A 25,295-nucleotide genomic window follows, 5' to 3' on the forward strand; every position below is an offset into this window, starting at 1 on the left:
ATGCTCACTGTTATCAATAATTTTCTCAGCGCCAGCGAGTTAGCGCACTTTCGCCAAACACTCGACGGGGCCAACTGGCGTGACGGCGCCCTGAGCGCTGGCCAACTTGCCGCGCCACTCAAAACCAATTTGCAGGTAGATGACACAAGTACCGAAGCCCGCAGCTTAGTAACAAGCCTCAGCGCTAGATTAAGCCAGCACCCGCTGTTCATCAGCGCGGCGCTGCCCGACAAAATTTACCCGCCCAAATTTAATTGCTACCAAAACGGCGGCCACTACGGCCAGCATATCGACAGCGCGATTATGCGCTGCGCCGACGGCAACAACCTGCGCAGCGACCTGTCGGCCACCGTATTTCTGTCTCAAGCCCAGGACTACGAGGGCGGCGAGCTCTGCGTTGAAATAGGCGGCTGCCTGCAAGAAATTAAACTCGACGCCGGCGATATGATCCTCTACCCCGCCAACTGCTTACACGAGGTTAAGCCGGTGCCTAAGGGGCAGCGCTTAGCAGCCTTTTTCTGGGTGCAAAGCCTAATTCGCAGCCACCAGCACAGACAGCAACTATTTGAGCTAGATCAGAGTATTCAAGCTTTAACGCTAAAGCTGGGAAGTGGCGACGAGGAGGTGCGGCGCTTATCTGCGCTGTACCATAATTTATTACGGGAGTGGGCCTACGCCTAAGTGATTTTCTAGGTGCCGCTATACTGAATCACGCGTAAAATCAGCGAAGTACCGACAAGTCGGTGCTAAACCCATAAAAACAGTTGAACAATCGTGGCGATGCCTTACTCTAAGAGGCTGAAATTTTGATTACCCATAGCCCACTCCAATACGCGTCGTGCGTGCTGGGGGTTTAGCCACACCTAGGAAAGCAGATTGCCACGTTTAAAGCCGAAAGCCAGCGATAGTTCAGCCGTCACCGCCACCTTCCGATTGAAGGGTGGTTTATTCCCCCTCACACTTTTGGAAATTAGCCGCTTTGACGCGGTAGATTTAGAGCAGCAACTGCGCGACAAGGCGGCCGCCGCGCCGGGTTTTTTCAAGCAAACCCCTGTGGTGCTAAGTTTTGATGATTTTATCGGCGAGTTAAGCACCCTGCCCCTGGCTGATATTCTAGCCATATGCCGCAGCCAAGGGCTATTACCAGTAGCGCTGCGCAGCGGAGTCGAAAGCTTAACGCAACAGGCCCGGGCCTTAAACTTAGCGATTATGCCCGCGACCCGGGTCAAACCGGCGCCAGCACCACTAGCTGAGACGCAGACCGAGCCCGATGAACAGGCTGAGACAGGCAGCGCCGAAGCGAGTGCGCCCGAACCAGCCCCCTCGGCATCAATGCAATTGGAATTAAGCCCTTCTAGCCACGTTGAAATCAACCGCAACCCCAGTAAAATCATTACCACGCCAATCCGCTCTGGCCAGCAGGTTTACGCCCCCGGCGGCGACCTGATTATTATGGCGGCGGTGTCAGCGGGTGCCGAGGTACTGGCCGACGGCAATATACATGTTTATGGCGCCCTGCGCGGCCGCGCCCTAGCGGGCGTAAAAGGCGATCTTAGTGCGCGAATTTTCTGTCAAAGTCTGGAGGCCGAGCTGGTTTCCATTGCTGGCACCTTCAAGGTAGATGAAGATTTACGCAACGAACACTGGAAAACCGCGGTCCAAATTGGCCGAGACGAGCAATCACTGTGCATTACGCCACTCGTTTAATGCCAAACCACTTACACTCATCATGCCCTAAAAAGGATTAGACCCTTGGCTAAGATAATAGTAGTTACCTCAGGAAAAGGCGGCGTGGGTAAAACCACGACCAGCGCTGCGATCAGCAGCGGCATTGCCATGCGCGGCCATAAAACCGCCGTTATCGATTTTGATATTGGCCTGCGCAATCTCGACATTATTATGAATTGTGAGCGCCGCGTGGTGTACGATTTTGTCAATGTCATCAATGGCGAGGCCAAGCTGCGCCAAGCCCTGATTAAAGACAAACGCGCCGAGAATCTCTATATTCTGCCCGCCTCGCAAACCCGCGACAAAGACGCACTAACGATTGACGGTGTTGAGCGGGTGCTAAAAGAGCTGGCGGATGACGGTTTTGAATATATTATTTGCGACTCCCCTGCGGGTATAGAACATGGCGCGTTTATGGCTATGTACTTCGCCGATATGGCCATTGTTGTCGCCAACCCCGAAGTGTCTTCAGTACGTGACTCAGACCGTATTTTGGGCATACTGCAAAGTAAGTCGCGCCGCGCCGAGCAAGGTGAGCGCGTCGAAGAATGCTTACTGCTAACGCGCTACAACCCCGAGCGCGTGGAAAAAGGCGAGATGCTCGGCGTTAAAGACGTAGAAGAAATTCTGGCGACCAAGTTACTGGGCGTTATCCCAGAGTCAGAAACCGTACTCAAAGCGTCTAACCAAGGCATACCGGTAATTCACGACACTGAAAGCCCCGCGGGCCAAGCCTACTCCGACGCCGTAGCGCGAATTTTAGGCGAAGAAGTAGAACACCGCTTTATGAGCGTTGAACAAAAAGGCCTCTTTCAGCGACTGTTTCGGAGGAGCGCATGAGCATATTCGACTACTTCCGCAATAGTAAAAAAGCGACGGCGTCGATCGCCAAAGAACGCCTGCAAATTATTGTCGCCCACGAGCGCAATCAGCGCAGCCAGCCAGATTACCTGCCCAAATTACAGCAGGAGCTACTCGATGTGATTCGCAAATACGTCGACGTAGACCAGGATCAGGTCGAAGTTCAGCTCGACAACAACGGTAACTGCTCGGTATTAGAATTGAATATTGTGCTGCCCGATCGCTAAATAGCACCGCATTATTCTAGGCACCATTGGCGGGGAGCCCCCGCCAATGGGAACGGATTCTCAGCCCTAGCCATTCTTATGCATCTTAAAGACTATCTCAGCTTAACCGCTATTGCCTTGACGTTTATTGGCTTTGCGCCCTATATTCGCGGCATCCATCGCGGCACAGTCCACGCCCATGTGTTCTCGTGGGTGATCTGGGGCATCACCACCATTATCGTATTTTTTGCCCAGCTCGATGCCGAGGGCGGCAGTGGCGCTTGGCCCATCGGCGTGTCTGGCACCATCACTCTTTATATTGCACTGCTTGCGTATCAACGGCGCGGCGATACCAAAATCACCCGCAGCGACTGGCTATTTTTTTGCGCCGCGCTGTCCTCGCTGCCAATTTGGTATGTTAGCGCTGACCCAGTATTTGCGGTCATCGTGCTCACTACTGTCGACCTCCTCGGCTTTGGCCCAACCCTGCGCAAGGCATACCGCCAGCCCTACGCCGAAAGTCTGACATTTTTCGGTTTGTTCGCCCTGCGCAATGCCCTGGTCGTTTTAGCGCTGGCCAGTTATTCACTCGCCACGCTCTTATTTCCAGTCGCCGTTGGGATTGGCTGCCTGTTCTTGATAATATTAGTATTCTTTCGTCGTCGTTTTTTACGAGTCAACGCCGCCCCAAGCAACGACTTGTCCAACTGAGCTTTACTATGCGCGTCTATTTTGCCTGCCTAATACTCTTTTGCCTGCCCGCATTGGCTAGCGCCTCGTCTTGCGAAGACAGCGATATTTACACCGAAACCTTGTTAACGAGTGCCATCGCGCACCTGCTCAATACCTACGGAGCCGACGCGGTTAAACAACCAGTAGAAAAATGCACGTCCGGGCCCGGCGCCATTTGGCACTTGGCATTAGCAGCGCACGAAGAAGATGAACATTTCCAATATTACCGCGTTGTTAGCTGCACACCATCCAAGGAAAAACGGGCGACCAGCACCTTGCAATGCCAGAGCCAAGACGCGAGACGGCTTAAGTATCGCGGTCAGCTGCTCGACACCTTAAGCGAAGGCGACCCAGTCGAACTCGTTCACGCACTCGACTGTTTTAACGAAGCACTGCGCGCCGGGAACATCAAAATTAGTAAGTACAACGCGCTGTTAGACACTAATTTAAGCATCCCGCTCACGAGCAGCCAGGACATTAGTGCCATTAGCGCGCAGCCGCAGTTTAAACGCTTTACCGTAAAAGCCTTGGAAAATCGTTACCGCTTTAGTGTGGAGTTAGACAAGGAGTTTGGCTGTTTCATTGAGCCACTGCGCAGCTAGTCCGCCGACCGAGCTAGTCTGCCAATAAATAGCCCGACTCAACAATAAGTTGGCGGATTTGCTCACTTTGTATAAAACGCATCAAGGCCACGGCCGCGGGTTTTTCTGCCGCAGATTTCAACAACACGGCGTCTTGGCGGATTGGGCTATGCATGGCGGCGGGCACCGGCCACTGCGAACCCACATCACTCAATCCTGAATCGCGCAGCTGCGACAAGGCGACTAGCCCCAAATCGGCGCTACCGGTTGCTACAAACTGAAACGTCTGGGCAATATTTTCGCCTTTCACCATTTTAGATCCTAGCCGCTCATAGCAAGCAAGCCGCTGTAAAACCTCAACCGCTGCCTCACCGTAAGGTGCCAGCAGCGGGTTGGCGATGGCCAGCATTCGGAAGTTTCCGCTGTTGAGAATATTCGGACTATTATCAATTAACTCTGGATTGATCGACCACAGCACCAAACGACCAAGCGCATAACTAAACTGCGAGTCCGCCACCGCCAAACCCTTAGCCACCAGTGCCGCAGGTTTACTTTGGTCAGCCGACAGAAACACATCAAACGGCGCGCCGTGGCTTATTTGCGCGTAAATTTTACCCGACGAAGACACGGCCATTTCGACGTGGTGGCCACTTTCTAGCTCAAATAAGCGGGCGATCTCCCGCATTGGCCCCGCAAAGTTAGAGGCCAGCGCCACCCGCACAGTATCGGCCTGCAAACCGCCGCAAAACGATAACAGAACAGCAAGAACCAGCAATGCACGCCGCATAATTTAACTCCGCAACCGGCTTAAGTAGCGATCTAATTGATTGGCAAACGTCTGTTTGTCTTGCTGAGAAAAGGGGGCCGCGCCACCGCTGTGAACACCCGACGAGCGCATGGTATCCATAAAGTCACGCATATTCAGCTTGGCGCGAATATTGTCTTTATCAAACAGTTCGCCGCGCGGAGTAAGTGCTAGCGCGCCTTTTTCGATCACTTCAGCGGCAAGGGGTATATCGCTGGTAATTACTAAATCACCGGACTCAGCCCGACGTACAATTTCATTGTCGGCGACATCAAACCCGCTGCTCACCTGCACCGCGGTGATATTCGCCGCTGCAGGTACCCGTATAGCTTGATTAGCGATCAAGGTCAGAGCCACCCCGGTGCGTTCTGCGGCACGGAATAACATATCTCGAATCACTACCGGACACGCGTCCGCGTCTACCCACACTGTCATTACCGCCACCCCACGACTATAGAGTCGCTATTATCAAACGAATGCCCAACAAAGAACACCGCGCTATTCGACAAGATAAGACCTAGGGGAAGTACGAATATTGCGCTGGCCGCTAACAATCTATGATGAAGCTTATTATTACGTCCTGTCTAGGCACTACCAAAGGCCGAAGAGACCCAGTCCATGCCACCTACGCCCGCTAATGACCATCAGCGCGACACTAAATCTAGCGCAGTGGATCAATTCCATCGTCGCCAATTCGCCAGGCTTAAATGGCTGCAGCGTGGCGCCTTATTAATTTCAGCGGCCGCACTGCTGGCCGGCGGCTTTTACATTGATTATCTGAACAACAAAAATTACAAATGGTTGTTCCGCAATAATATGCAAAACCAGCTCAACTTGACGGCGAGTAAACTAGAGGGGCTAGTTCGAGCGAATTTACAAACCTCAAAGGGCATGATTTCAGCCGTGCGGGCCAATCCCAATCTGAACGAAACCGATTTCGCTTTTTTTGCGGCACCGCTGTTCGATGGCAGTGTCCAGCTGAAAAACATTACCGCCACCCAAGACCTTAAAATCAAGTTCGTCTACCCCTTGACCGGCAACGAAAAAACACTCAATTTCGATTTCAGAGATCGTCCTGATCAGCTTAGCGACCTGTTGCGCGCCAGAGAAAGCGGCGAGGTCGTTCTGTCTGGGCCATTCACCTTAATTCAGGGTGGCCAAGGTATTGTCGCGCGCATTCCCGTTTTTGTGCCGAAAGCGGGCGCCGAGTCGGACGAGCTTTGGGGAACCATTTCGGCGGTCATTGATTTAAACCAGCTCTACACCGCGATCGGCCTCTACGCTACCGATTTGCCCATTAACATCGCTATTCGCAAAACAAGCCCCCAAACCGACACCGACACCACGCCGTTCTTAGGCAGCTCCGCCGCGTTCACCTCAGCGGCGCGGCCGGTTATTACGGCTATTTCGCTGCCTTCTAATGAAGCCTGGGAACTGGCTGGCGTGCCGAAAAATGGCTGGCCGCACAAGGCCGACAACGCCACCGGCCTGCGAATTTTACTCAGTTTAGCGGGCGCCTGTATCTACGCTTTATTTATGACCGTAGGTCGCTTACTAAGTCGCCGTCAGCGCCATAATTTATTGCTGCACAGCCTATTCGATATGGCGCCCATCGGTATTGCCTTAAGTGATTTTAATACCGGCAAGTTTTTACAGGTTAACAACGCCTTGTTGAATAGCACCGGCTACTCAAGAGAAGACTTTGACGCGCTAAATTACTGGCAAATCACCGCGAGCAGCGCCGAGGAAGTCGAACAGCATCAGCTGCGTTCCTTACAAAAAACGGGCCGCTACGGTCCCTACGAGCGCGACTATATTCGCAAAGATGGCAGTAAATTTCCCGTCCTCTTAAATGGCGTGTTGATTCAAGACAATAGTGGTCAATCCTTTGTCTGGTCGATTATCGAAGACATCTCGGCCCAGAAAAAAGCCAGCGATATTGTTCAGCGCCAAGAATCGTTGATGCGTTCAATGGGCTCCCAGGCGAGGGTCGGTGCCTGGGAATTCATGATCACCAGCAACAAACTCTACTGGTCAAAAATGACCCGTAAAATTTTCCGCGCCGACGACAATTTCATTCCCGTTGCCGCGCAAATACACAACTTTGCAAGCAGCGCGCAAGACCTTAGCCGCTTCAGAATTTCTGTAAAAGAGGCGATCAAAAAAGGCATTCCGTTCAGTGACGAGCTAAAAGTGATCACTGCAACCGGCCGCGAAACGTGGGTACATATTACCGGACAAGCTGAGTTCAGTAACAAAAGGTGTATCCGGTTATACGGCTCAGTACAGGACATTGACAGTCGCCGCAAAGCACGGGACGAGTTAATTTCGGCCAAAGAGCAAGCCGAGGCTGCCGTGCGAGCCAAGAGTGAGTTTTTGGCGGTCATGAGCCACGAGATCCGCACCCCCATGAACGGCGTGCTAGGTATGCTCAATTTGCTAGAAAGCACCCCGCTAAATCAAGATCAAGACCACAAAGTCCATATTGCGAAAAGTAGCGCGCGCTCATTATTGAGTTTAATTGATGACATCTTGGACTTTTCCAAAGTTGACGCGGGAAAACTGCAGCTAGAAACGATTGAGTTTGATTTGCGCCAAGCCCTCGACGAGTTTGCGGAGAGCCTTGCTCATTATGCCCACGACAAGGGCTTAGAATTAGTGGTTGATCTCAGCAAAGTTCCGCTGGGCAGTGTCGTTGGCGACCCCTCCAGACTTCGTCAAATTGTGACTAACCTACTGGCCAACGCCATTAAATTTACCGAGCACGGCTCGGTGATTTTACGCGCCAGCCTGCGTCAAGAAAGCCATGGCCTAACCTTAAGCTGCGCCATTATCGATAGCGGTATTGGTGTTGCAGAGGAAGACCTCGGCAAATTATTTTCGCCATTCTCACAAATAGACAGCAGCACCACTCGAAAATACGGCGGTTCAGGTTTAGGCCTTTCTATCTGTAGCAAGCTTTGTGAGCTAATGGGGGGCAATATTCTGGCCACCAGTAACCTCAATGAAGGCAGCACCTTTAGCTTCACTGTGCAACTAACGCCAAGTAGCACCTTGCCCGAGCCGGCCCCTGAACTCAACGGCCGCTGCGTCGCTATTATCGACGGCAACGTCAGTTTTAGACACAGCTGCCGCCGCCAATTAGAATACTGGGGCGCCACCGTTATTGAGGGCGACAATGCGCAAACCGCAATCAACTCACTAACAATAGACTCGACACCATTACAGCGCTGCGACCTTGTGCTACTCGATGAGCAAGCTGCCAACGGCAACGCCAATGCGGTGTTGACGCAGCTGCGCCAACACCCTGCATTTCAAAACGCTGCCATTGCAGCTCTTGGCACCAACTTTAGAAAATCAGCCCAGCCCCTTGATGAGCAATACATCAATGCTCGGTATTTAAAGCCGCTGCCTAGCAACGATCTGATTGCCGCCCTGTTATTAACAAATCGTGACAAATTACAGCATCAGCCACCCATGTTGACTAAGCAAGACACCACATCGCCCAGTTCAGCAATTAGCCACAGTGCGCCAGCATTTATTGGGCACAAAATATTACTCGCCGAAGACAACCCCATCAACCAAGAGGTTAGTCGTTGCATGCTCGACGAACTTGGTATCTCGGTAGACATTGCTAACGACGGAATTATGGCTCTGCAAATGCTGTGTAATAACGACAGTCGAAGCCCCTATTCGTTAATTCTGATGGACTGCCAAATGCCCAAAATGGACGGCTATGTTGTGAGCCGTCGGATTCGCAATGGCGGCGCAGGCGACAGCTATCGAGAAATTCCCATCATTGCACTAACGGCTAACGCCATGAGTGGCGACAAGGAGAAATGTATTAACGCCGGTATGAACGACTATCTCAGCAAGCCCATGGAAGCCGCTGACCTGCGCGAAAAACTCACGCAGTGGCTAAACAGCTCACCTCAAACGTCCGCCACTGCCGAGTCAGCAACAGCTCAGCCCTTCCCCCAAGAGGGAGAGCCAAGCAATGGGCCGGAAGTCTGGATAGCCGCCAAGGCATTAGAAAGCGCCATGGGCCGCAAAGACACCCTACGCAAACTGCTGGAAATGTTCATTAGCCAACTCGACACCCAATTAAGCGACTTTGCCCAAGCGGTTCAATATGAAGACAGCGCTCAAATAAAGGACATTGCTCACGCAATAAAAGGCAGCGCCGGACAGTTGCATGGTCGCCGCTTACAACTCAGTGCCTCAGCACTCGAACATGCCGATCAACATAGTAGCGCAGAGCAACAGCAGGAATTACAAGACCGCTTTGTCGCCGAGTGCCAGGCTTTAAAAGCGTGCTTCAGTGCTTACCTACAAGATCAAGACACCGACTTAAAGCCCATTAAGCGCCCTCATCCCGTGAGCTAAAGATAAGTGCGAAGTCGGCGTAGACCGCTATAATAGCCATATTTCTCAACGGAATTTTATGGACTTCGCCCTCCGCGCTTCACGCCTCGATTCCTTACTATTGCGCCACCAGCAGTGGTGGCGATTTAATGTCTACGCCGGCGCGGCAGCAACACACCTCGACAATCACAATACTCTACGCGACTATTTACACAGCCTCAGCCACGCCGACATACACGATTTACAAGGTGACGATCAACGCTTGCTCACCGCCTTACGCCCGTATTTTGAACCTGCCACCGAACTTGCCGAGCTCATCAACATCACGCCCGCAGGGCCACAACTAAGTCCGCAGGAACCGCCAAAAGGCATACCCGGACGCAAATGGCAGCAAATCAATGCCTTTATTGCCGCGCAAGCCAATATGCACCGCCCCGTTCTTGAATGGTGTGCCGGCAAGGGCTATTTAGGCGAGGCCATTAGCCAGCACTACCAGCTGCCCGTCACCGCATTGGAAATAGACCCGCACTTGGTTGCCGCAGGCAATGCCCGCGCCAAAGGCGATTTGCCGCTGCGCCAAATCATTCGCTGTGACGTTTTGACCGACGACGTCCACCAGCAACTAACACCAACACAGCACCTTGTTGCCCTTCACGCCTGCGGGGGCTTACACCAACGTTTACTCCGCATTGCGGTAGCGCACAACAGCCCCCAGATCAGCTTAGCGCCCTGCTGCTACCACCGCTTCAATGGCAGCTACACGACCTTGTCGCAGCAGCTCAAAAACTCCGCACTGCATATTTCCAGCAGTGATCTACGCACTGCGGTGCGGCAAACCAATACCGCTCGCCAAGGTGAAACTTCCGCGCGTAGAACCCTGCAAGCCTGGCATTTAGGGCTACGCGAACTCCTCCCCTTACTTGGCGCGGACAAAACCACCAACCTGCCCAGCCTGCCGCAGCACTGGAGTAAACGCAGCTTTGCCGAGTTTGTTCAAGTTCAGCTCGACCATAAAAACATACGCCATGCGCTTCCCAGCGGTTTAGCCGATTTCGAGCAGGCTGGCTGGCAGCAACTGCACCGCGCCGAAGCCGTCGACTTACTCCGCATGGCGTTTCGCCGCGCTCTTGAGCTGCGCTGCGTACTCGACAGCCTGCTATTTTTAGAAGAGCACGCCTATCAGTGCACTCTTAATGCGTTTTGTAGCCCCACACTCAGCCCGCGCAACCTGCTGATTCAGGCCAAGAAGCGCCAGTAAACCCGAAAAGTTTCACCTCGCATCCGATATCGACGATAATGCCCCCCGAATTCATCGCCCTGCCCAGGAAAACACTATGAGCCTCCAACGCCTACGCCTAGCCAAAAATGAAGACAAACGTCTGCGCAGCGGCCATTTGTGGATTTACAGCAACGAAGTCGACACCAACGCAACGCCGCTGCGCAATTTTGCCGCCGGTGAGCAAGTCATCGTTGAGAATCAACAGGGCAAGGTTATGGGCGTCGCCTACGTCAATCCACAGTCATTAATCTGCGCGCGCATGATGACCAACGACGAGCGCCCGGTTGACCTCAACACCCTCAAAAAACGTATTAAGTCGGCACTGGCTCTACGCGAGCAGTTATTTGACCAGCCTTGCTATCGCCTCATCTATGGTGAAAGCGATTTGCTACCCGGTCTCGTGGTCGACCGCTTTGGCGACCATCTCTGTGTGCAGCTCAATACTGCCGGTATGGATGCCATGCGCGATATCGTTATTGAAGCGCTGGTCAGAATGCTGCAACCCGTTTCCATATTACTGCGCAATGATGCCGCCGTTCGCAAGCTCGAAGGCCTGCCATTAGAAGTAGTAACCGCCTACGGTGAAGTACCCGACGAAGTCGAGCTGATTGAAAACGGCGTACGCTTTTTAGCACCGCTCGCTGCCGGACAAAAAACCGGTTGGTTTTACGACCAGCGCCCCAACCGCGAATGGCTGCGCAATATTGCGCCCGGCAAACGGGTATTAGACGTATTTAGCTATGTCGGTAGCTTTGGTGTGCAGGCCGCCGTGTTTGGCGCCGACGATGTGTGGTGCGCAGACATCTCAGAAAGCGCACTGGATATGGTGCACAAAAACGCCGAACTCAATGGCGTGGCCGACAAACTCAGCACCGTGCAAGGTGACGCCTTCACTACCCTGAAATCACTAAAGGAAGCAGACGAACGCTTTGACGTGATCATCGTCGACCCACCGGCCTTTATTAAACGTAAAAAAGATCAGAAAGAAGGCATGCTCGCCTATCGCCGCATCAATGAAATGGCTATGCGCCTACTCAACGACGGCGGCTTCCTAATTTCCGGCTCATGCTCCATGCATATGCCAAGAGAAGAGCTACTGGATTTAGTGCGTGCCTCGGCAAGACACATTGACCGCCACGCGCAAATTCTTGCCGAAGGCATGCAGGGTATGGATCATCCGGTTCACTCTGCCATTCCAGAAACGCGATATTTAAAAGCGGTGTTGAGCCGTATTTCGCGGGTGTAATGCTGCCAAGTGCAATAAATACAAAGACAAAGGATGCAACCATGGAATTTACTAAAATACGAACTGCTCAAATCACATCGTATTTACTGTTGGCGCTAGCAGTGACCCAGGCACTTTATACCATTCTCCACATAGCCGAGGTAAACGTTCCACGGCAACTACTATGGGGGCTGGAGGGCTTTCTCTTCACCATTCTTACAGCTTTTGCCGGAGCCGCGATGGTGCAGGCCAAAAACTATCAGGTGGGATGGTCTGCCATTGCGTTCAGTGCAGTACTCAACGTAGTGCAAGTTAGTATTGGGCTCACTATGTTCGGGCCATTTCGTGAGGCCTCCAGTCAACTCGAGGCACTTGGCCCATTGGCCGGGGCAGTCGTAGCCTTGTCCTTTATGATCTATTACGCAGCAAAGCTCTTGCTCGGCCTTGCTGCACTCGTTTTCGGAATTGCAAAGCTGACCGGCGGAGCTAAGGCACTGGGAGGCTTAACTGCGCTGGTTGGCGTTGTTGCCATGTTCGCTAATACGATTATGATCGTGTTTGGGCGTGACGCGTTTCTATCCTCCGCTGTCGCTGGAGGATCGGGCGTCCTCGCGACCTTGCTTCTTGCGCTCTGCTTGACGAGTGTTGTGCGCGAAGACCAATAGGTTCTCAAGAAAAGTCTGTAACGCAAATGCACATATGCGTAAAAAGGCGTTGAGCTAATTTCTCATACTGGAACGACTGGCAATGGTCGCACGACCGTATTAGAAGACATATGTTTGATATTCCGTCTAACAAGGTATTCAATTCATTCCAGCCACAAAAGACGCGGCCGCCACGGAACAACCTACGCTTTGCTTCGGTTGTCCATTAGCACGGCGCTAGGCATCCCGAAGTGAGGACGACCTCACCTCTCAAGTCCCAGGGGACGACCCCTATAATTGAGAGGTGGTTATGAACTGGTTTATTCTTTTCGTGGCAGGACTGCTTGAGGTTGGCTGGGCAATTGGGCTGAAGTATACCGAGAGCTTTACTAAATTTTGGCCAACAACAGGAACTATACTAGCGTTAGTTGCGAGCGTTTTTTTGCTAGGCATAGCAATGAAAACCTTACCTGTTGGCACAGCCTACGCGGTATGGGTAGGCATTGGCGCTATCGGGACGGCAATACTAGGGATTATGTTGTTCAATGAGCCCACTGATACACTAAAAATCCTTAGTCTTAGCTTTATTTTTATTGGTATTGTCGGCCTAAAGTTGGCGCACGTCTAATATATGAAAGCAGTCAGGATTTTTACCGCCCGCCTATACCGATTGATTCAACGGATAGGCGCAACACATACGTTAAATCGATCAGCTGGTGTATCGTAGTACATTTTTTTGCTCGGACATGCGTTGAACAGCCTAAAAATAGAGCTTAGTTTTAACTGTGAGTGAACTGATCGACCTTTGCCTTTTGGCAGATAGCCTCTAAATAACCGATTGGTATTTTCATTCCTGCTAGGCACCAAAGGCCGCGACCGAGACAATGTAAACGGCTGCGACTCAAAGAGTTCTGATTTCGGCCGATTGCACTTAAGCAAAAAAAACATCACGGGCTAAGATTTCGACCTGACACAGTCCGTCCTCCTTGACACTACAAAAGCAATATAAGCTGCTAATGAAGTGCGCTGAAAACCACCTAAGTATTTTTAATTTTCCCGCCAATTCAAACCTACTGCTCAAGGTGCCGGATTAGAGTAGCGCTGATGAATTTTCGAAATTCCCGAGAACACCTCATCAGTTAACCGTATGTCAGCGCTGGCGATATTTTCCTTGAGCTGCGCCATTGTCGTGGCGCCAATAATATTACTGGTCACAAAACGCTGTTGATTTATAAATGCCAAGGCCATTTGCGCTGGTGCTAAGCCGGCCTCTTCTGCCAATTGCAAATACGCTTCAGTAGCTGCTTCCGCCTGAGGGTTACTGTAACGCTTAAAGCGCTCGAATAAGGTAATGCGGCCATCTGCCGGGCGCGCACCATGACGGTATTTGCCGCTCAACATGCCGAAGCCAAGGGGCGAGTACGCCAAAAGGCCTACGTGCTCGCGAATGGCCATTTCGGCCAAGCCAATTTCAAAGCTTCTGTTCAATAAACTATAGGGGTTCTGAATACTGGCAACGCGCGGCAAATTATATTGCTCAGCAAGGCGTAAATAGCTCATTACGCCCCAAGGCGTTTCATTGCTAATGCCGACCGCCCGCACCTGACCGCTGGCCACTAACTCGTCAAGGGCCTGTAAAATAACGTGGATCTCGTCATCGTCGCCGTCACTGCTGTGCTCATAACCCAATTTGCCAAAAAAATTGGTGTCGCGATTTGGCCAGTGAATTTGGTATAAGTCGATATAATCGGTTTGCAGACGCGCTAGGTTGCCTTCGAAGGCCGACAATATTGCAGCGCGATCCAGCGGCTTAGCATTGCGAATATGGGCATGACCGGGACCAGAGGCCTTGCTCGCCAGAATGATATCTTTGCGCTTGCCGGTTTGTCGAAACCACTCGCCAATATATTGCTCGGTGCGCCCCTGGGTTTCGGGAATGGGCGGCACTGGATACATCTCTGCGGTATCAAAAAAATTAACGCCCTGCGACACCGCGTAATCCATTTGTTCAAAGGCGTCGTCCTGGGTATTTTGTTGCCCCCAGGTCATCGTGCCTAAGCAGATTTCGCTGACCTTAATGCCGGTACGCCCTAATTCACGATAATCCATTTATCCTCCAATCAGCTATTTACATTAAATGTTAACAACAGGGCGCACCATCGGCGCCAAACTGAGTGCTGTCAAAGGGCAGCCCCACCCCGCAGCCCTCAAAAATGCCAAAGTGTTTGTTGAAATCGCCGATAAAATCAAAATGTTCGGCAAAGCGACTGTCGTGCAACATACGCCAGGTATTACCACAGACGGGGAATATTTTTCCGGCCTGAATATCGTGGTGCTTATCCAATACAAAACGGTGCGGGCTATTTTTTATACTGCCTCGGTAAATGACCGCTTGGCCGTAGTCCTCACAATCACTCTCTAAAGCATCTAAATTAAACAAGCGGTAGGTTGCCGAAAAAAACTTTATGTTTCCGCAGCGCTCAGCAAGTACCGGATCGGTAATCTCCAGAGGTCGATCTTCAACCAAGCGAGAATCAGCGAAACCCTGTCGCTTAGCGAGCTGAATAAAATCGTTCCAATACAGCGCGCCGCCCAAACACTCGCCATACAAAACGGGGTCGTTTTTGACCGTTTCAGGTATACGGCGATCAGCATAAACATCGGAGAAATAAAACTCGCCGCCGGGCTTTAGTAGGCGCTTGACGCTACGCAGCACCGCATCTTTGTCTGGCGATAAATTAATTACACAATTAGACACCACTACGTCAAAACTACCGGCCTCCAAATCCAGCTCATCTAACTTTTCAATATAGCCTTTTAAAAACCGTACATTATTAAAGCCAAATTTTTCTGCATGGTAGTCTTTATACTCCTCGGCAATCGCGAGCTGTTCGTCGGTCATATCAACCCCGACGACTTCACCACTTGCACCGACCATTTGCGCCAGGGCATAGACGTCGCGACCGCTGCCGCTGCCCAAATCCAGTACCCGACAGCCTTCTAATAGCGGCGGACAGACCAAGCCGCATCCGTAGTAGCGCGACAGCACCTCGCCATGAATATTGCTCAGCAGTGGCTTTAGCCACTCCGGCATCGCAGTGAAATCACAGCAGGCAGTGGTTTTTAAATCTGCCGAGCTTTGCAGTTGTTTGCCGTAATAATCTTGTACGAGGTCGTGCATGACGTCTCCCAATTAAACAAACAAAACCGTTACAGTATCGCGAACGCGGCGAATACACCGATTAAAAATAACGCCACCAAGGTAATTACATCTACCGTCTTAATTTTATAGCCGGTAAAGTGCTTATCCGTCGCAACCAGCCGCAATTCTCTGGCGGCCATGAACAAAGGAAATGCAACGCTAATCGCAATAACGATCCCAGCAATAACATAGACATACACATATTTAACGCCGATACGCCGCGCTTCGATAAACATCCACACATTGCAGGCAAACGCGAGAAACAAAACATCTACTGCTAAAAACTTGCCGGCGGGGTTCGCATTAAACAGTGCGTCATTCCAAAACTGGATATTCGCATCCGCAAAACCACTGCCAAAATACGCGGGCAAATGAGCCCAGCTCATCAGTAGCGCCAGAAATGCCGTTAGTAAATACACTGCCACCAATACTCTAGACTTTAATTCCATGCTTGCTCCTTATTATTTTTTTAAAAACACTTATTAAACTACATTTGCTGTGCAGTGTATTTAGCACTACAAGGCGCCACCGCAGCTACTGCCCTGACCAGCCGTACACCCATAACAATGATCGGCAATAGCTATGTCGTGGTCGTGTAAATCGGCGACGAGTAGATCGCGCAAATGACGCACTTTTTCCGACGGCAGCGAAATACCAAGTTGCTGATTAAAATCGCAGTCGTATAAATTACCCAACCAATCCACACTGACTAAATTACGGCACATTACAGATTCTAAGTTTTGTTCACTAAAACTGCTTTTCAGTAATTTCATATACGGCTGAAATTGGCCCTTGGAAATCAAGGTTGAGCCAAAGCGTTTTATGGGCATATTTGCGAGCGCAAACAGTTGATTAAATTCAATATTAAAGTGCGCCATCAGCTCTCTACGATAATCCGCTTCCAGCGCTTGTTGATTTGGCGGCAGCGACGGCCCCTGCGGGTTGTAAACCAAATTTAAGCTTAAGCCGGAGCCAGCCTTGCCGTAACCCAATGAATTAAGCAGCTGCAAACCTGCAATACTCTTGTCGAACACGCCCTCACCACGCTGGGCATCTACGTTCTCAAGGGAATAACACGGCAGAGAGGCGACCACCTCAACGCGGTTTTCTGCTAAAAATTCCGCCAAGCCCTCTTGGCCGGGTTCAAATAATATAGTGAGATTACAGCGATCAATCACCTTTACGCCCAGCGCCGTCGCCGCAGACACCAACTCCCGAAACTGTTCGTGCAGCTCAGGCGCACCGCCAGTCAAGTCCAGGGTTTTAATTTTCCGGGCTTTTAACACCTCGGGGATCAGCGCAATGCTATCCGCAGCCATCATTTCGGTGCGCGTTGGGCCCGCATTTACATGACAGTGCAGGCAGCGCTGATTGCATTTATAGCCGAGATTCACCTGCAAGGTGTCGAGGGGCTTTCGGGATATTGCGGGGAAGTCGGTCACTTCCAATAATGCCAAGGTATCGTGCATAGTGGCCCTATATTTAGGTGCTGGATTTATTAGGCTCGCTCAGCGGTCATTTGTTACAAATTCGCTCGCTGCGGGTTCTACGTGGCCAAGAGTAAAGCAGACCTTAAGCTATATTGGTACGAAGGTACAAAAATAGCCCTATTGCACTCATCCCTTGCGTGTTTTGTAGGGCAAGCAGCGATTCTCAATTTACGTCATGAATACAATTACTTAGAGCAATATTCGGGAAATAAAATCAGCTCCTAGCCATGTAATAAATCGACTTTCACCACGATTTGCACACAGATTCGGTCTCTGGCGATAATTCCCGTATAATACGCGGCTTTCACGCGAAGAGAACCAAGCAATGACCGCAAAAGTTGCCCTGATCATGGGGTCAAAAAGTGACTGGGAGACCATGCGCCCGGCCACCGAGATCATGAGCGAACTCGGCGTTGAGCACCACGTCGAAGTGGTATCTGCCCACCGCACCCCCGATAAACTGATGGAATTTGCCGATCAGGCGATTTCACGCGGCTTCGAGGTCATTATCGCAGGTGCCGGCGGCGCAGCGCATCTGCCCGGCATGGTTGCCGCCAAAACTCGGCTACCAGTATTGGGTGTGCCAGTGCAAAGTCGTGCGCTTAGCGGTGTCGACAGCTTGCTTTCTATTGCCCAAATGCCAAAAGGGATTGCCGTGGGCACCCTGGCTATTGGCAGCGCGGGCGCCTTTAACGCCGGCCTATTGGCTTGCCAGATTCTTGCACTGAATGACGCAGCCCTAGCCACCAAGCTCGAGGCTTTTCGCGCCAAACAGACTCAGGATGTACTCGACAATCCGGACCCGAGGGAAGTCTAATGCCAACGGTATGGGTACTCGGCGCCGGCCAATTAGGCGCCATGCTAAAACAGGCCGCTTATCCGTTAGCGCTCAATGTTGAGCCTGTGGAGCCTGATAGTGAGCACTTACCTAACATTGCCGCTGACGACATCGTTACCGTCGAGCGCGAGCAGTGGCCAGACACCCCGGTGACTCGCCACCTGAGCAGCCAAGCCGGCTTTATTAATGCTGATATCTTTGGCCGCATCGCGGATCGTTTTCACCAAAAATCCATGCTCGATGATTTGGCGATTAGCACCGCGCCATGGCGTGTAGTGAACACCGACAGCACCGCCCAGGAGATGCACGCCGAGCTTGGCGCCCATGTATTGCTCAAGCGCCGCGAAGGTGGTTATGACGGCAAGGGCCAACATTGGCTGCATAAAGATGATGGCGGCGCGATCCCCGCCGACTGGTTGGGCACCGGCATAGCCGAACAAAAAATCCCCTTTGATGAAGAGCTATCCCTCGTTGGCGCTAGAGACAAAGACGGCAATAAAGTCTTTTATCCGCTCACGCTGAATTTGCACGTTAACGGCATATTAATGGCGTCGATTTCGCCCTTAAGCCGAGTCGCTCACCTGCAATCGCAAGCAGAAGCGATGCTCGGCAAAATCATGGACAGCACCGGCTATGTCGGCGTGATGGCCATGGAATGTTTCAGGGTTGGCGACGCATTAATGGTCAATGAACTCGCACCACGGGTTCACAACAGTGGCCACTGGACTCAAGCTGGCGCCTGCGTCAGCCAATTTGAAATGCATTTACGCGCGGTAAGTGGTCTGCCACTTAAGGCGCCAGACGTCCGCGGCCAAAGCGTGATGATTAATGTGATTGGCGTTGAGCGCAATATTGGCTGGCTAAAAATCCCTGCCACTCAGTGCTACTGGTATGGGAAAGACGTGCGTCCGGGGCGTAAGCTCGGCCATATCAACCTTAACCACCCACAGAAAAGTGTTGTGCAAACGGCATTAAGCGAACTGCACACCTTGCTGCCGCAAAATTACGACCAAGTGTTTGCCTGGGTAAAGCAAGAATTAGAACGCGCCTAACAGCGCGTTCGCTAGCACTCCCGCACGAGCTAGACCAACGCAAAACCGCGCAACAAGAACATAATTAAGCTGGTCGTGACCAGCGAACCCAGCGTCGTCAATACAATAATATTGGCCGCCAAAGTCGCATTACCGCCCATAGCCCGGACCATCACATAACTCGCTGCCGCCGTTGGCGCCGACGACATCAATGCCAACACCCCCAGCTCAACACCCCGAAAACCCAGCCCAATACCGGCAGCAATGAGCAGCAGAGGTACCAGTAACAATTTACACACGGTGCTAATAAGCGCACCCCGGTAGTCTGCCCGCAAAGCTTTAAAGTTTAAGCTCGCGCCGGTGCACAGCAGCGCCAATGGCAGGGTAAGTTGCGCAAAGTACTCACCGCTGTGCTGAATCAAAGCCGGCAGACGCCAATCTAGTCCGGCAAAAAGCAGGGCCGCAACAATACTGACAATGAGTGGGTTGCGCACAATCCCCCGAAACGTCGCAGCCAGACCGCCGTCGCGATTCAATGAGCGACTCAGGGTAATGACCGCCAAAATATTGTATAAAATCGTCACCAAGCCCAAATATAAAGAGGCCGTGATCAAACCACTGTCGCCATAGGCATTCATGCAATAGGCCAGCCCGATAATCGCCAAGTTCGAGCGAAACCCACCCTGCACCACCACGCCACGATCTTCCCGCGTAGCCACTAGGAATCGCGCCATCAACTCCAGTAAGAAATACACCAACAAAGTGGCAATTAAACCGAAGACCACCAGCGACACATTCGCCGATTCGCCAATGCTGGTTTGGCTGATACTCAAAAATAGCAACGCCGGCAAGGTGATATTAAAAACGAGCTTGGTGCCTATTTCGACAAAATTGTCGTTAATCAGCTGGATTCGGTTGAGGTAAGCGCCCAAGGCCAAGACCACAAAAATCGGCCCGGTAATGGAAAATGAAAAGGACAGTGAGTGTAAAAAAGCCTGCATCTGAAGCGCTCTTTAGCATTATTAATGTGCCGCTGAGTAACGGGCTTTACGCAACCCGCAGCTCAAATATTTCGCACATCAATGGTTCGGGACTACTGGGCTAGAAGCCTTCTAAGACTATCTTGCCAATCGCCGTAGCTGACTCCAATTCGGCATGGGCCGCCTTGAGATTATCGGCATTGATAGTACCAAGGTTTTTACCGCTAGTCGTTTTGATATACGCCTGATCGACAAGGTCTGCCACTTGCGTTAGCAGCTTACCCTGCTCGCCCATATCGGCAGCCTGGTACATAGCCCGAGCAAACATAAACTCAATATGCAGGGACTGACTTCTGGTTTTCAACTTCATGACATCTAATGGCATCGCCGGATCGTCAATCATCGCGATTTTGCCAAAGGTCGCCAGCATCTCTGGGTAGCTGTCGAAGTAGCTGCCGGTACCGTTTAGGCTGGCAATATGGGTGACCGGCTTAATCCCCAGCGTCTCTATTTGCGGCAACATCGGCTTACTATGATCGATAACGTGATGAGCACCCAGCGCTGCAACCCACGCACGGGAGCTGTCACGTGAGGCTGTGGCGATGATGGTGGCGCCCGTAATTGCCTTGGCAATCTGAATCAAGATAGAGCCTACGCCGCCGGCTGCGCCGACCACCAAAATCACTTCGTCAGATTTTTCTGTCGAATTCGCGGCCTGCTGCTTTATCGCAAGATGCTCAAAAAGCAGCTCCCACGCGGTGATGGTGGTTAGCGGCAAAGCCGCCGCTTCAGCGAATGACAAGGACTTGGGCTTTCTGCCCACAATGCGCTCATCGACTAACTGGTACTCCGCATTACTGCCTGGGCGGGTGAGATCGCCTGCGTAGTAAACTACATCGCCTGGTTTAAATTTACTTACCGCGCCACCAACTGCAACCACCTCACCCGCGGCGTCCCAGCCAATCACTTTAAAGCTGCCGTCGGCGTTTACCGCCTTTTGACGAATTTTAGAATCAACGGGGTTAACAGCAATAGCCTTAACCTTCACCAACAAATCACGCCCAGTGGCAATAGGCTGAGGAAGCTCGATGTCGATTAATGACGCAGCGTCGTTAATGGGCAGTGATTTTTTGTAGCCAATTGCTTTCATGGGGGGGTGTCCAAGTGATGAGTCATTGCCAAACGGTGCCGACCTTGCGCTATTCAAGATAGTCGGTATTACACAAGGGACATTATCGAATGCTCGTCGGCGATGCGCAATACGACCTCACATCACACGCGATAGCGAGCTGCCTTAGCTAGGCGACATGTTGTTCAATGTAACGACTATTATCTGTTTGCGCGATGGTGTGCTTTTTTATTCTGCTGGACGAAGTACGCGGATTGTAAAGCACCTGAATAATTTGTTTTCCCTGGCTTTTCAAGTAAGCCTCTACTTCAAGGTTGTGGCGCTTTTTTCCCCAGTCTTCACCCACCACAAAAATATCGGCCTCTACCGCTTTGCAGCCAGAAACATACTCTAGCTCGTGGTAAGGCTGCACAATATCAACGCAACGCAGGGCTTTTAACATTTCCAGTCGTTGGTCGAGGGGAATTACCGGTGTATTCGGTTTATAGGAGTTCACCACGCGATCAGAGGCAACACCCACCGCCACCACGTCACCCAAGGTTTTACAGTACTCTAGCAAAGCAAGATGCCCTACGTGCAACAAATCAAATGTACCTACAGTGTATACAACCATTACCCTATTTTACTCCTCGATTACATTAGTGTTTTCTGCTGTTCTGCTCAATTTCGTTTTGCGTTTTTCGACTACAAGAGTTTCCAGCCATAAATGGCGGTAATTGCCAGCGTATACACCGCTAGGCGATAAACATTCGCCGGATCACCCGAAAGTTTAGGTGTCTTAATCTGAGACACATTAAGCGCTGCAAGCCCGACACCGCTGATGTAAAGCACAACAGAGAAAACGCCCTGACTTAAAAAACTTTCAAACAAAAATATAAATACCAGAATAATATTGTTGTTATCGAGGGCCAGCCCGGTGTATTTCGCCTCACCAGACAGCCCAAACGTGCTGAAATAACTCAGCCGTATCGCGCTCGCGGCGAGCATAACAAAAGCACCAACCAGAAAGATTGGCGCAAAGCCGCCGAAACTCAACAGCAGTACCGCTGGCGTAACGCCATAGCTCACAATATCGATTAGCAAATCGAGCTGACCACCAAAAATGCGGTCACTGCCCGTGCGCCCTTTCATTCGTCGCGCCACCAAACCGTCGGCCCAATCAAAGGCTACAGCCCAGATCATGCCGATCATTGCCGCGTAGAAAACACCTAATATGCTGAAGTAAATGGCAAGAACGGTGCAGGCCAATCCCGCCAATGAACAGATATTCGGCAGGTCTTTTACAAAAGAAAGTATGCTGGGTTGCTGCTCTTTAAATTCAGTATTGCCCGTAGTCATAACACTCCAATAAGTGGCGCTTGATGATCATTACTGATATCAAGAAGATAGAAAGATTCGCCAGCATAGCGCTAGAATGTGCGGGCAACATAGGATGTAGCTTTACAGGGTGTAGATGGAAAATCTAAATCTTGAGAACCGCAGAGCCCAGTATTGAGGTGACGGTGATAGAAATCGCGCGATTGATGCCACGCTGAAAAAACGCAGAAAGAACAACAAGAGCAGCAATATACCACACATAGCCTAACTAATCGCGGTGTATAAGGAAGAGTAGCGATAAGTGAGCCGCTGAGCGGCCTTTATCAATGGCTATCGGCCGCCCCTTAATGGCAACTAACATCAATTGTTAGAAATCCCCCGCCCCGCCAATAAAAGCCATGACGGAAAACTAATAAGCGCTTGCGACACCTTCAGCAAAGCTTTCCTGAAGGATATTAGCCATAGCTTGGCAGGCAACCGACAAAGGGTAATTACGATGGGTAATCAGTCCGACTTGCTGGCGGATAATAGGTTTTAACAATGGTCGACAATGTGCGCCAAGTTCATGCATCTGCTTTTGGCAAAGTGACGGCACCACGCTCACCCCAAGACCGTTGGCGACCATCCGGCCAATAGTGGCCAATTGATGGGTTTCATACGCGGGTAAAATCGAAAGCCCTTGGCTGGCACACTCTCTGAATATCACTTTGCGAACAACAGACGGCGCTTGCAGGCTGATAAAGTCAAATTCAAGCAATTCTTCGGCACTCAGCTGGGTCTGTTTTAGCAAAGCGTGCTCGGGGGGAAGCACCGCTACAAAACAGTCATCAAACAGCGGTGTAAAGATTAGGTCTTCATTACCTAGGCGCTTGCCGTCGCCTGGGTCAAAACTGATGCCTAGCTCCACTCGCCCGCTGCGAACCATGGCCACAACCTCTTCAGCAATAACATCATTTAGGGTTATTTGGACCTCGGGGTAATTGTTTTTGAAGTTGCGAATGGCAATGGGTAACTGATTACTCGCAAAAGACGGCATAGCGGCAATGCTGATCTTTCCTTCCCGAAGTGCGAAACGTTTATGCAGATCATTCAAGGCGCCATCCCAATCGGCAAGCAGGCGCAGCGCCACGGGGTAAAAGCTCTCGCCTTCAGGTGTTAAGGCGAAGGTGCGCGTGGTACGAACCAGCAGCAGCCCCCCAACTGTGGACTCCAGCACTTGTATTGCGCTGCTCAAGGCTGGTTGTGACAGATGCAGAACAACGGCTGCTTCAGCAAAGCTGCGTGACTGCACTACTGCTACGAAGGCCCGAAGCTGCTTTAAGGTGACGTTAATGGTGATGACCTTTTGCCTATTTATTCAATAAATCTATTAATCTATAAAATATATCCATTTGATAAATATATAGAAGCACGCCATTGTTAGCAAGGTAGTGGGCGTACGCCCTTCATCAGAATGCTGGTTTCACGAGCGCTGAGCTCAGGAACCCAGCCTTTATCTAGGAGCGCGCGGCAATGGCTGGTTTTAATAAAATAGTGGGTAGTTATAGTGAGGCGATGGCTGGCCTAGAAGATGGCATGACCATCATCGCTGGCGGTTTTGGCCTTTGTGGCATTCCAGAAAACCTTATAAGCGAGATCAAGCGTAAAGGCTGCCGCGACCTCACGATTGTCTCTAACAACTGTGGTGTGGATGGGTTTGGCTTGGGCATACTGCTGGAAGACAAGCAAATCAAAAAAATGGTGTCGTCATACGTGGGCGAGAACAAACTTTTTGAGCAACAGCTATTGGCGGGCGAGCTCGAAGTTGAGCTAACCCCCCAAGGTACACTGGCCGAGAAAATGCGGGCCGGTGGTGCTGGCATTCCCGCCTTTTACACCGCTACCGGCTATGGCACACCCATTGGCGAAGGCAAAGAAGTTCGCGAATTTAATGGTCGCAACTATATCCTTGAAGAGGCCATTACTGGCGACTTTGCCATCGTCAAAGCGTGGAAAGCAGATTGCTATGGAAACTTAGTTTTTCGCCACACTGCGCAAAACTTCAACCCAATGGCCGCTACCGCAGGCAAAATTACCGTTGTAGAAGTTGAAGAGATCGTCGAATTAGGCGCGCTAGACCCTGCCCACATCCACACTCCAGGGATATATGTAGACCGCCTCATTCTAGGCAGCTTCGAAAAACGCATTGAACAACGCACCGTACGCAGCGCATAAGGAGAATCATCATGGCATTAACTCGCGAACAACTGGCGCAACGTGTGGCACGTGAATTACAAGACGGGTATTACGTAAATTTAGGCATTGGCATCCCAACCTTGGTTGCGAACTACGTACCCAAAGGCATTGAAGTGATGCTGCAGTCGGAAAATGGCTTACTGGGCATGGGCCCCTTTCCAACAGAAGATGAAATCGACGCCGATATGATTAATGCGGGCAAACAAACCGTCACCGCAGCCAAAGGCGCATCGATTTTCTCGTCAGCGGAATCCTTTGCCATGATTCGGGGCGGCCATGTGGATTTAACCGTATTGGGCGCGTTCGAGGTAGATGTTGCAGGCAACATCGCCAGTTGGATGATTCCAGGCAAGCTGATCAAGGGCATGGGTGGCGCGATGGACCTCGTCGCCGGCGCCGACAATATTATCGTCACCATGACTCACGCCAGCAAGCATGGCGAATCTAAGCTGTTAACCAAATGCAGCCTCCCTCTCACCGGCGCCGGCTGCATAAAAAAAGTGGTCACGGACTTAGCGTATATCGAAATTGCCGACAATAAATTTTGGCTAAAAGAACGTGCGCCCGGCGTTAGTGTCGACGATATTATCAGACTCACAGAGGGTGAACTCGTTGTACCAGACGTTGTACCTGAGATGACATTTTAA

Annotated in this window: 26 protein-coding genes; 15 read left to right on the top strand and 11 right to left on the bottom strand. The window is 51.3% G+C overall.

What is annotated here, in order from left to right; genetic code table 11:
* From HNQ57_RS03225 to HNQ57_RS03250, 6 genes are all read left to right on the top strand, one after another.
* The gene (locus HNQ57_RS03225; protein WP_184461194.1) at window positions 1-681 is read left to right on the top strand and encodes a Fe2+-dependent dioxygenase; all 681 of its coding nucleotides are present in this window, start codon (window positions 1-3) and stop codon (window positions 679-681) included.
* 195 nt (window positions 682-876) lie between these two features.
* The gene (gene minC / locus HNQ57_RS03230) at window positions 877-1,707 is read left to right on the top strand and encodes a septum site-determining protein MinC (protein ID WP_184461195.1); all 831 of its coding nucleotides are present in this window, start codon (window positions 877-879) and stop codon (window positions 1,705-1,707) included.
* Between the two features lie 45 nt (window positions 1,708-1,752).
* Window positions 1,753-2,568, top strand: a complete 816-nt coding sequence (gene minD / locus HNQ57_RS03235) for a septum site-determining protein MinD (protein WP_008252200.1) — start codon at window positions 1,753-1,755, stop codon at window positions 2,566-2,568.
* A complete protein-coding gene (minE, locus tag HNQ57_RS03240) occupies window positions 2,565-2,816 on the top strand; it encodes a cell division topological specificity factor MinE (RefSeq protein ID WP_008252201.1) in 252 nt (83 codons plus the stop codon). Before minD ends, minE begins: the two co-directional genes overlap by 4 nt.
* A 78-nt stretch (window positions 2,817-2,894) precedes the next feature.
* On the top strand, window positions 2,895-3,506 hold the full coding sequence (locus tag HNQ57_RS03245; RefSeq protein WP_184461196.1) for a hypothetical protein: 612 nt from the start codon (window positions 2,895-2,897) through the stop codon (window positions 3,504-3,506).
* Window positions 3,507-3,514: 8 nt separating this feature from the next.
* Window positions 3,515-4,129, top strand: a complete 615-nt coding sequence (locus HNQ57_RS03250; RefSeq protein ID WP_184461197.1) for a hypothetical protein — start codon at window positions 3,515-3,517, stop codon at window positions 4,127-4,129.
* A 13-nt stretch (window positions 4,130-4,142) separates the two neighbouring features.
* On the opposite strand, the gene modA is transcribed toward HNQ57_RS03250, so the two are convergent.
* Window positions 4,143-4,895 carry a molybdate ABC transporter substrate-binding protein gene (gene modA, locus HNQ57_RS03255; protein ID WP_184461198.1) on the bottom strand — a complete coding sequence of 251 codons (753 nt, stop codon included), beginning with the start codon at window positions 4,893-4,895 and terminating at the stop codon, window positions 4,143-4,145.
* 3 nt (window positions 4,896-4,898) lie between these two features.
* Complete coding sequence (locus tag HNQ57_RS03260) at window positions 4,899-5,348, bottom strand: YaiI/YqxD family protein (protein WP_184461199.1); 450 nt, start codon at window positions 5,346-5,348, stop codon at window positions 4,899-4,901.
* 183 nt (window positions 5,349-5,531) lie between these two features.
* Between HNQ57_RS03260 and HNQ57_RS03265 the strand changes: the two genes are divergently transcribed.
* The 5 genes from HNQ57_RS03265 to sugE all read left to right on the top strand — a co-directional run bounded on the left by HNQ57_RS03265 (window position 5,532) and on the right by sugE (window position 13,054).
* Complete coding sequence (locus tag HNQ57_RS03265; protein ID WP_184461200.1) at window positions 5,532-9,299, top strand: response regulator; 3,768 nt, start codon at window positions 5,532-5,534, stop codon at window positions 9,297-9,299.
* A gap of 58 nt (window positions 9,300-9,357) precedes the next feature.
* Window positions 9,358-10,536, top strand: coding sequence for a methyltransferase (locus HNQ57_RS03270; RefSeq protein WP_184461201.1), 1,179 nt, complete (start codon window positions 9,358-9,360; stop codon window positions 10,534-10,536).
* 76 nt (window positions 10,537-10,612) lie between these two features.
* Window positions 10,613-11,803 (top strand): class I SAM-dependent rRNA methyltransferase, encoded by a 1,191-nt coding sequence (locus tag HNQ57_RS03275; RefSeq protein WP_184461202.1) that lies wholly within the window; start codon window positions 10,613-10,615, stop codon window positions 11,801-11,803.
* A 41-nt stretch (window positions 11,804-11,844) separates the two neighbouring features.
* Entirely contained in the window at window positions 11,845-12,447 is a 603-nt protein-coding gene (locus tag HNQ57_RS03280) for a thiamine biosynthesis protein ThiC (protein WP_184461203.1), read from the top strand.
* 289 nt (window positions 12,448-12,736) lie between these two features.
* Entirely contained in the window at window positions 12,737-13,054 is a 318-nt protein-coding gene (gene sugE / locus HNQ57_RS03285; protein ID WP_184461204.1) for a quaternary ammonium compound efflux SMR transporter SugE, read from the top strand.
* 449 nt (window positions 13,055-13,503) lie between these two features.
* Here the strand turns inward: sugE and HNQ57_RS03290 are convergent, their stop codons facing one another.
* The 4 genes from HNQ57_RS03290 to arsS all read right to left on the bottom strand — a co-directional run bounded on the left by HNQ57_RS03290 (window position 13,504) and on the right by arsS (window position 17,097).
* Window positions 13,504-14,535: an NADP(H)-dependent aldo-keto reductase gene (locus HNQ57_RS03290; RefSeq protein WP_184461205.1), complete on the bottom strand. Its 1,032-nt coding sequence runs from the start codon at window positions 14,533-14,535 to the stop codon at window positions 13,504-13,506.
* A 31-nt stretch (window positions 14,536-14,566) separates the two neighbouring features.
* On the bottom strand, window positions 14,567-15,607 hold the full coding sequence (locus HNQ57_RS03295; RefSeq protein ID WP_184461206.1) for a methyltransferase domain-containing protein: 1,041 nt from the start codon (window positions 15,605-15,607) through the stop codon (window positions 14,567-14,569).
* A 29-nt stretch (window positions 15,608-15,636) separates the two neighbouring features.
* Entirely contained in the window at window positions 15,637-16,077 is a 441-nt protein-coding gene (locus HNQ57_RS03300) for a DUF2834 domain-containing protein (RefSeq protein WP_184461207.1), read from the bottom strand.
* A 66-nt stretch (window positions 16,078-16,143) separates the two neighbouring features.
* Complete coding sequence (gene arsS / locus HNQ57_RS03305) at window positions 16,144-17,097, bottom strand: arsenosugar biosynthesis radical SAM (seleno)protein ArsS (RefSeq protein ID WP_184461208.1); 954 nt, start codon at window positions 17,095-17,097, stop codon at window positions 16,144-16,146.
* Window positions 17,098-17,443: 346 nt separating this feature from the next.
* Between arsS and purE the strand changes: the two genes are divergently transcribed.
* Together purE and purK are read left to right on the top strand one after the other, a co-directional pair.
* Window positions 17,444-17,935 (top strand): 5-(carboxyamino)imidazole ribonucleotide mutase, encoded by a 492-nt coding sequence (gene purE, locus HNQ57_RS03310; RefSeq protein WP_184461209.1) that lies wholly within the window; start codon window positions 17,444-17,446, stop codon window positions 17,933-17,935.
* Window positions 17,935-19,008 (top strand): 5-(carboxyamino)imidazole ribonucleotide synthase, encoded by a 1,074-nt coding sequence (gene purK / locus HNQ57_RS03315; protein WP_184461210.1) that lies wholly within the window; start codon window positions 17,935-17,937, stop codon window positions 19,006-19,008. The genes purE and purK overlap by 1 nt, the downstream gene beginning before the upstream one ends.
* 29 nt (window positions 19,009-19,037) lie before the next feature.
* Here purK and HNQ57_RS03320 read toward each other — a convergent pair whose 3' ends face one another.
* The 5 genes from HNQ57_RS03320 to HNQ57_RS03340 all read right to left on the bottom strand — a co-directional run bounded on the left by HNQ57_RS03320 (window position 19,038) and on the right by HNQ57_RS03340 (window position 23,770).
* Window positions 19,038-19,988: an AEC family transporter gene (locus HNQ57_RS03320; protein ID WP_184461211.1), complete on the bottom strand. Its 951-nt coding sequence runs from the start codon at window positions 19,986-19,988 to the stop codon at window positions 19,038-19,040.
* A 100-nt stretch (window positions 19,989-20,088) separates the two neighbouring features.
* Window positions 20,089-21,117, bottom strand: coding sequence for a zinc-binding alcohol dehydrogenase family protein (locus HNQ57_RS03325; protein ID WP_184461212.1), 1,029 nt, complete (start codon window positions 21,115-21,117; stop codon window positions 20,089-20,091).
* A 148-nt stretch (window positions 21,118-21,265) separates the two neighbouring features.
* Window positions 21,266-21,709, bottom strand: a complete 444-nt coding sequence (locus HNQ57_RS03330; protein ID WP_184461213.1) for an FAD synthase family protein — start codon at window positions 21,707-21,709, stop codon at window positions 21,266-21,268.
* Window positions 21,710-21,780: 71 nt separating this feature from the next.
* Complete coding sequence (locus tag HNQ57_RS03335; RefSeq protein WP_184461214.1) at window positions 21,781-22,434, bottom strand: CDP-alcohol phosphatidyltransferase family protein; 654 nt, start codon at window positions 22,432-22,434, stop codon at window positions 21,781-21,783.
* A 388-nt stretch (window positions 22,435-22,822) separates the two neighbouring features.
* Window positions 22,823-23,770, bottom strand: a complete 948-nt coding sequence (locus tag HNQ57_RS03340; RefSeq protein WP_338114509.1) for a LysR family transcriptional regulator — start codon at window positions 23,768-23,770, stop codon at window positions 22,823-22,825.
* A gap of 155 nt (window positions 23,771-23,925) precedes the next feature.
* On the opposite strand from HNQ57_RS03340, the gene HNQ57_RS03345 reads away from it, so the two are divergent.
* Together HNQ57_RS03345 and HNQ57_RS03350 are read left to right on the top strand one after the other, a co-directional pair.
* Complete coding sequence (locus HNQ57_RS03345) at window positions 23,926-24,627, top strand: CoA transferase subunit A (protein ID WP_184461215.1); 702 nt, start codon at window positions 23,926-23,928, stop codon at window positions 24,625-24,627.
* A gap of 11 nt (window positions 24,628-24,638) precedes the next feature.
* Window positions 24,639-25,295 carry a CoA transferase subunit B gene (locus HNQ57_RS03350; protein WP_184461216.1) on the top strand — a complete coding sequence of 219 codons (657 nt, stop codon included), beginning with the start codon at window positions 24,639-24,641 and terminating at the stop codon, window positions 25,293-25,295.

It is taken from the genome of Zhongshania antarctica (genome assembly GCF_014202945.1).
In the GTDB taxonomy this organism is placed as follows: Bacteria; Pseudomonadota; Gammaproteobacteria; order Pseudomonadales; family Spongiibacteraceae; genus Spongiibacter; species Spongiibacter antarcticus.

What these genes read in the sequence shown, in the direction of transcription:
- HNQ57_RS03225 (WP_184461194.1), top strand. Translation starts at nt 1, where the DNA reads ATGCTCACTGTTATCAATAATTTTCTCAGCGCCAGCGAGTTAGCGCAC.
- minE (WP_008252201.1), top strand. Translation starts at nt 2,565, where the DNA reads ATGAGCATATTCGACTACTTCCGCAATAGTAAAAAAGCGACGGCGTCG.
- HNQ57_RS03245 (WP_184461196.1), top strand. Translation starts at nt 2,895, where the DNA reads ATGCATCTTAAAGACTATCTCAGCTTAACCGCTATTGCCTTGACGTTT.
- HNQ57_RS03250 (WP_184461197.1), top strand. Translation starts at nt 3,515, where the DNA reads ATGCGCGTCTATTTTGCCTGCCTAATACTCTTTTGCCTGCCCGCATTG.
- modA (WP_184461198.1), bottom strand. Translation starts at nt 4,895, where the DNA reads ATGCGGCGTGCATTGCTGGTTCTTGCTGTTCTGTTATCGTTTTGCGGC.
- HNQ57_RS03260 (WP_184461199.1), bottom strand. Translation starts at nt 5,348, where the DNA reads ATGACAGTGTGGGTAGACGCGGACGCGTGTCCGGTAGTGATTCGAGAT.
- HNQ57_RS03265 (WP_184461200.1), top strand. Translation starts at nt 5,532, where the DNA reads ATGCCACCTACGCCCGCTAATGACCATCAGCGCGACACTAAATCTAGC.
- HNQ57_RS03270 (WP_184461201.1), top strand. Translation starts at nt 9,358, where the DNA reads ATGGACTTCGCCCTCCGCGCTTCACGCCTCGATTCCTTACTATTGCGC.
- HNQ57_RS03275 (WP_184461202.1), top strand. Translation starts at nt 10,613, where the DNA reads ATGAGCCTCCAACGCCTACGCCTAGCCAAAAATGAAGACAAACGTCTG.
- HNQ57_RS03280 (WP_184461203.1), top strand. Translation starts at nt 11,845, where the DNA reads ATGGAATTTACTAAAATACGAACTGCTCAAATCACATCGTATTTACTG.
- sugE (WP_184461204.1), top strand. Translation starts at nt 12,737, where the DNA reads ATGAACTGGTTTATTCTTTTCGTGGCAGGACTGCTTGAGGTTGGCTGG.
- HNQ57_RS03290 (WP_184461205.1), bottom strand. Translation starts at nt 14,535, where the DNA reads ATGGATTATCGTGAATTAGGGCGTACCGGCATTAAGGTCAGCGAAATC.
- HNQ57_RS03295 (WP_184461206.1), bottom strand. Translation starts at nt 15,607, where the DNA reads ATGCACGACCTCGTACAAGATTATTACGGCAAACAACTGCAAAGCTCG.
- HNQ57_RS03300 (WP_184461207.1), bottom strand. Translation starts at nt 16,077, where the DNA reads ATGGAATTAAAGTCTAGAGTATTGGTGGCAGTGTATTTACTAACGGCA.
- arsS (WP_184461208.1), bottom strand. Translation starts at nt 17,097, where the DNA reads ATGCACGATACCTTGGCATTATTGGAAGTGACCGACTTCCCCGCAATA.
- purE (WP_184461209.1), top strand. Translation starts at nt 17,444, where the DNA reads ATGACCGCAAAAGTTGCCCTGATCATGGGGTCAAAAAGTGACTGGGAG.
- purK (WP_184461210.1), top strand. Translation starts at nt 17,935, where the DNA reads ATGCCAACGGTATGGGTACTCGGCGCCGGCCAATTAGGCGCCATGCTA.
- HNQ57_RS03320 (WP_184461211.1), bottom strand. Translation starts at nt 19,988, where the DNA reads ATGCAGGCTTTTTTACACTCACTGTCCTTTTCATTTTCCATTACCGGG.
- HNQ57_RS03325 (WP_184461212.1), bottom strand. Translation starts at nt 21,117, where the DNA reads ATGAAAGCAATTGGCTACAAAAAATCACTGCCCATTAACGACGCTGCG.
- HNQ57_RS03330 (WP_184461213.1), bottom strand. Translation starts at nt 21,709, where the DNA reads ATGGTTGTATACACTGTAGGTACATTTGATTTGTTGCACGTAGGGCAT.
- HNQ57_RS03335 (WP_184461214.1), bottom strand. Translation starts at nt 22,434, where the DNA reads ATGACTACGGGCAATACTGAATTTAAAGAGCAGCAACCCAGCATACTT.
- HNQ57_RS03345 (WP_184461215.1), top strand. Translation starts at nt 23,926, where the DNA reads ATGGCTGGTTTTAATAAAATAGTGGGTAGTTATAGTGAGGCGATGGCT.
- HNQ57_RS03350 (WP_184461216.1), top strand. Translation starts at nt 24,639, where the DNA reads ATGGCATTAACTCGCGAACAACTGGCGCAACGTGTGGCACGTGAATTA.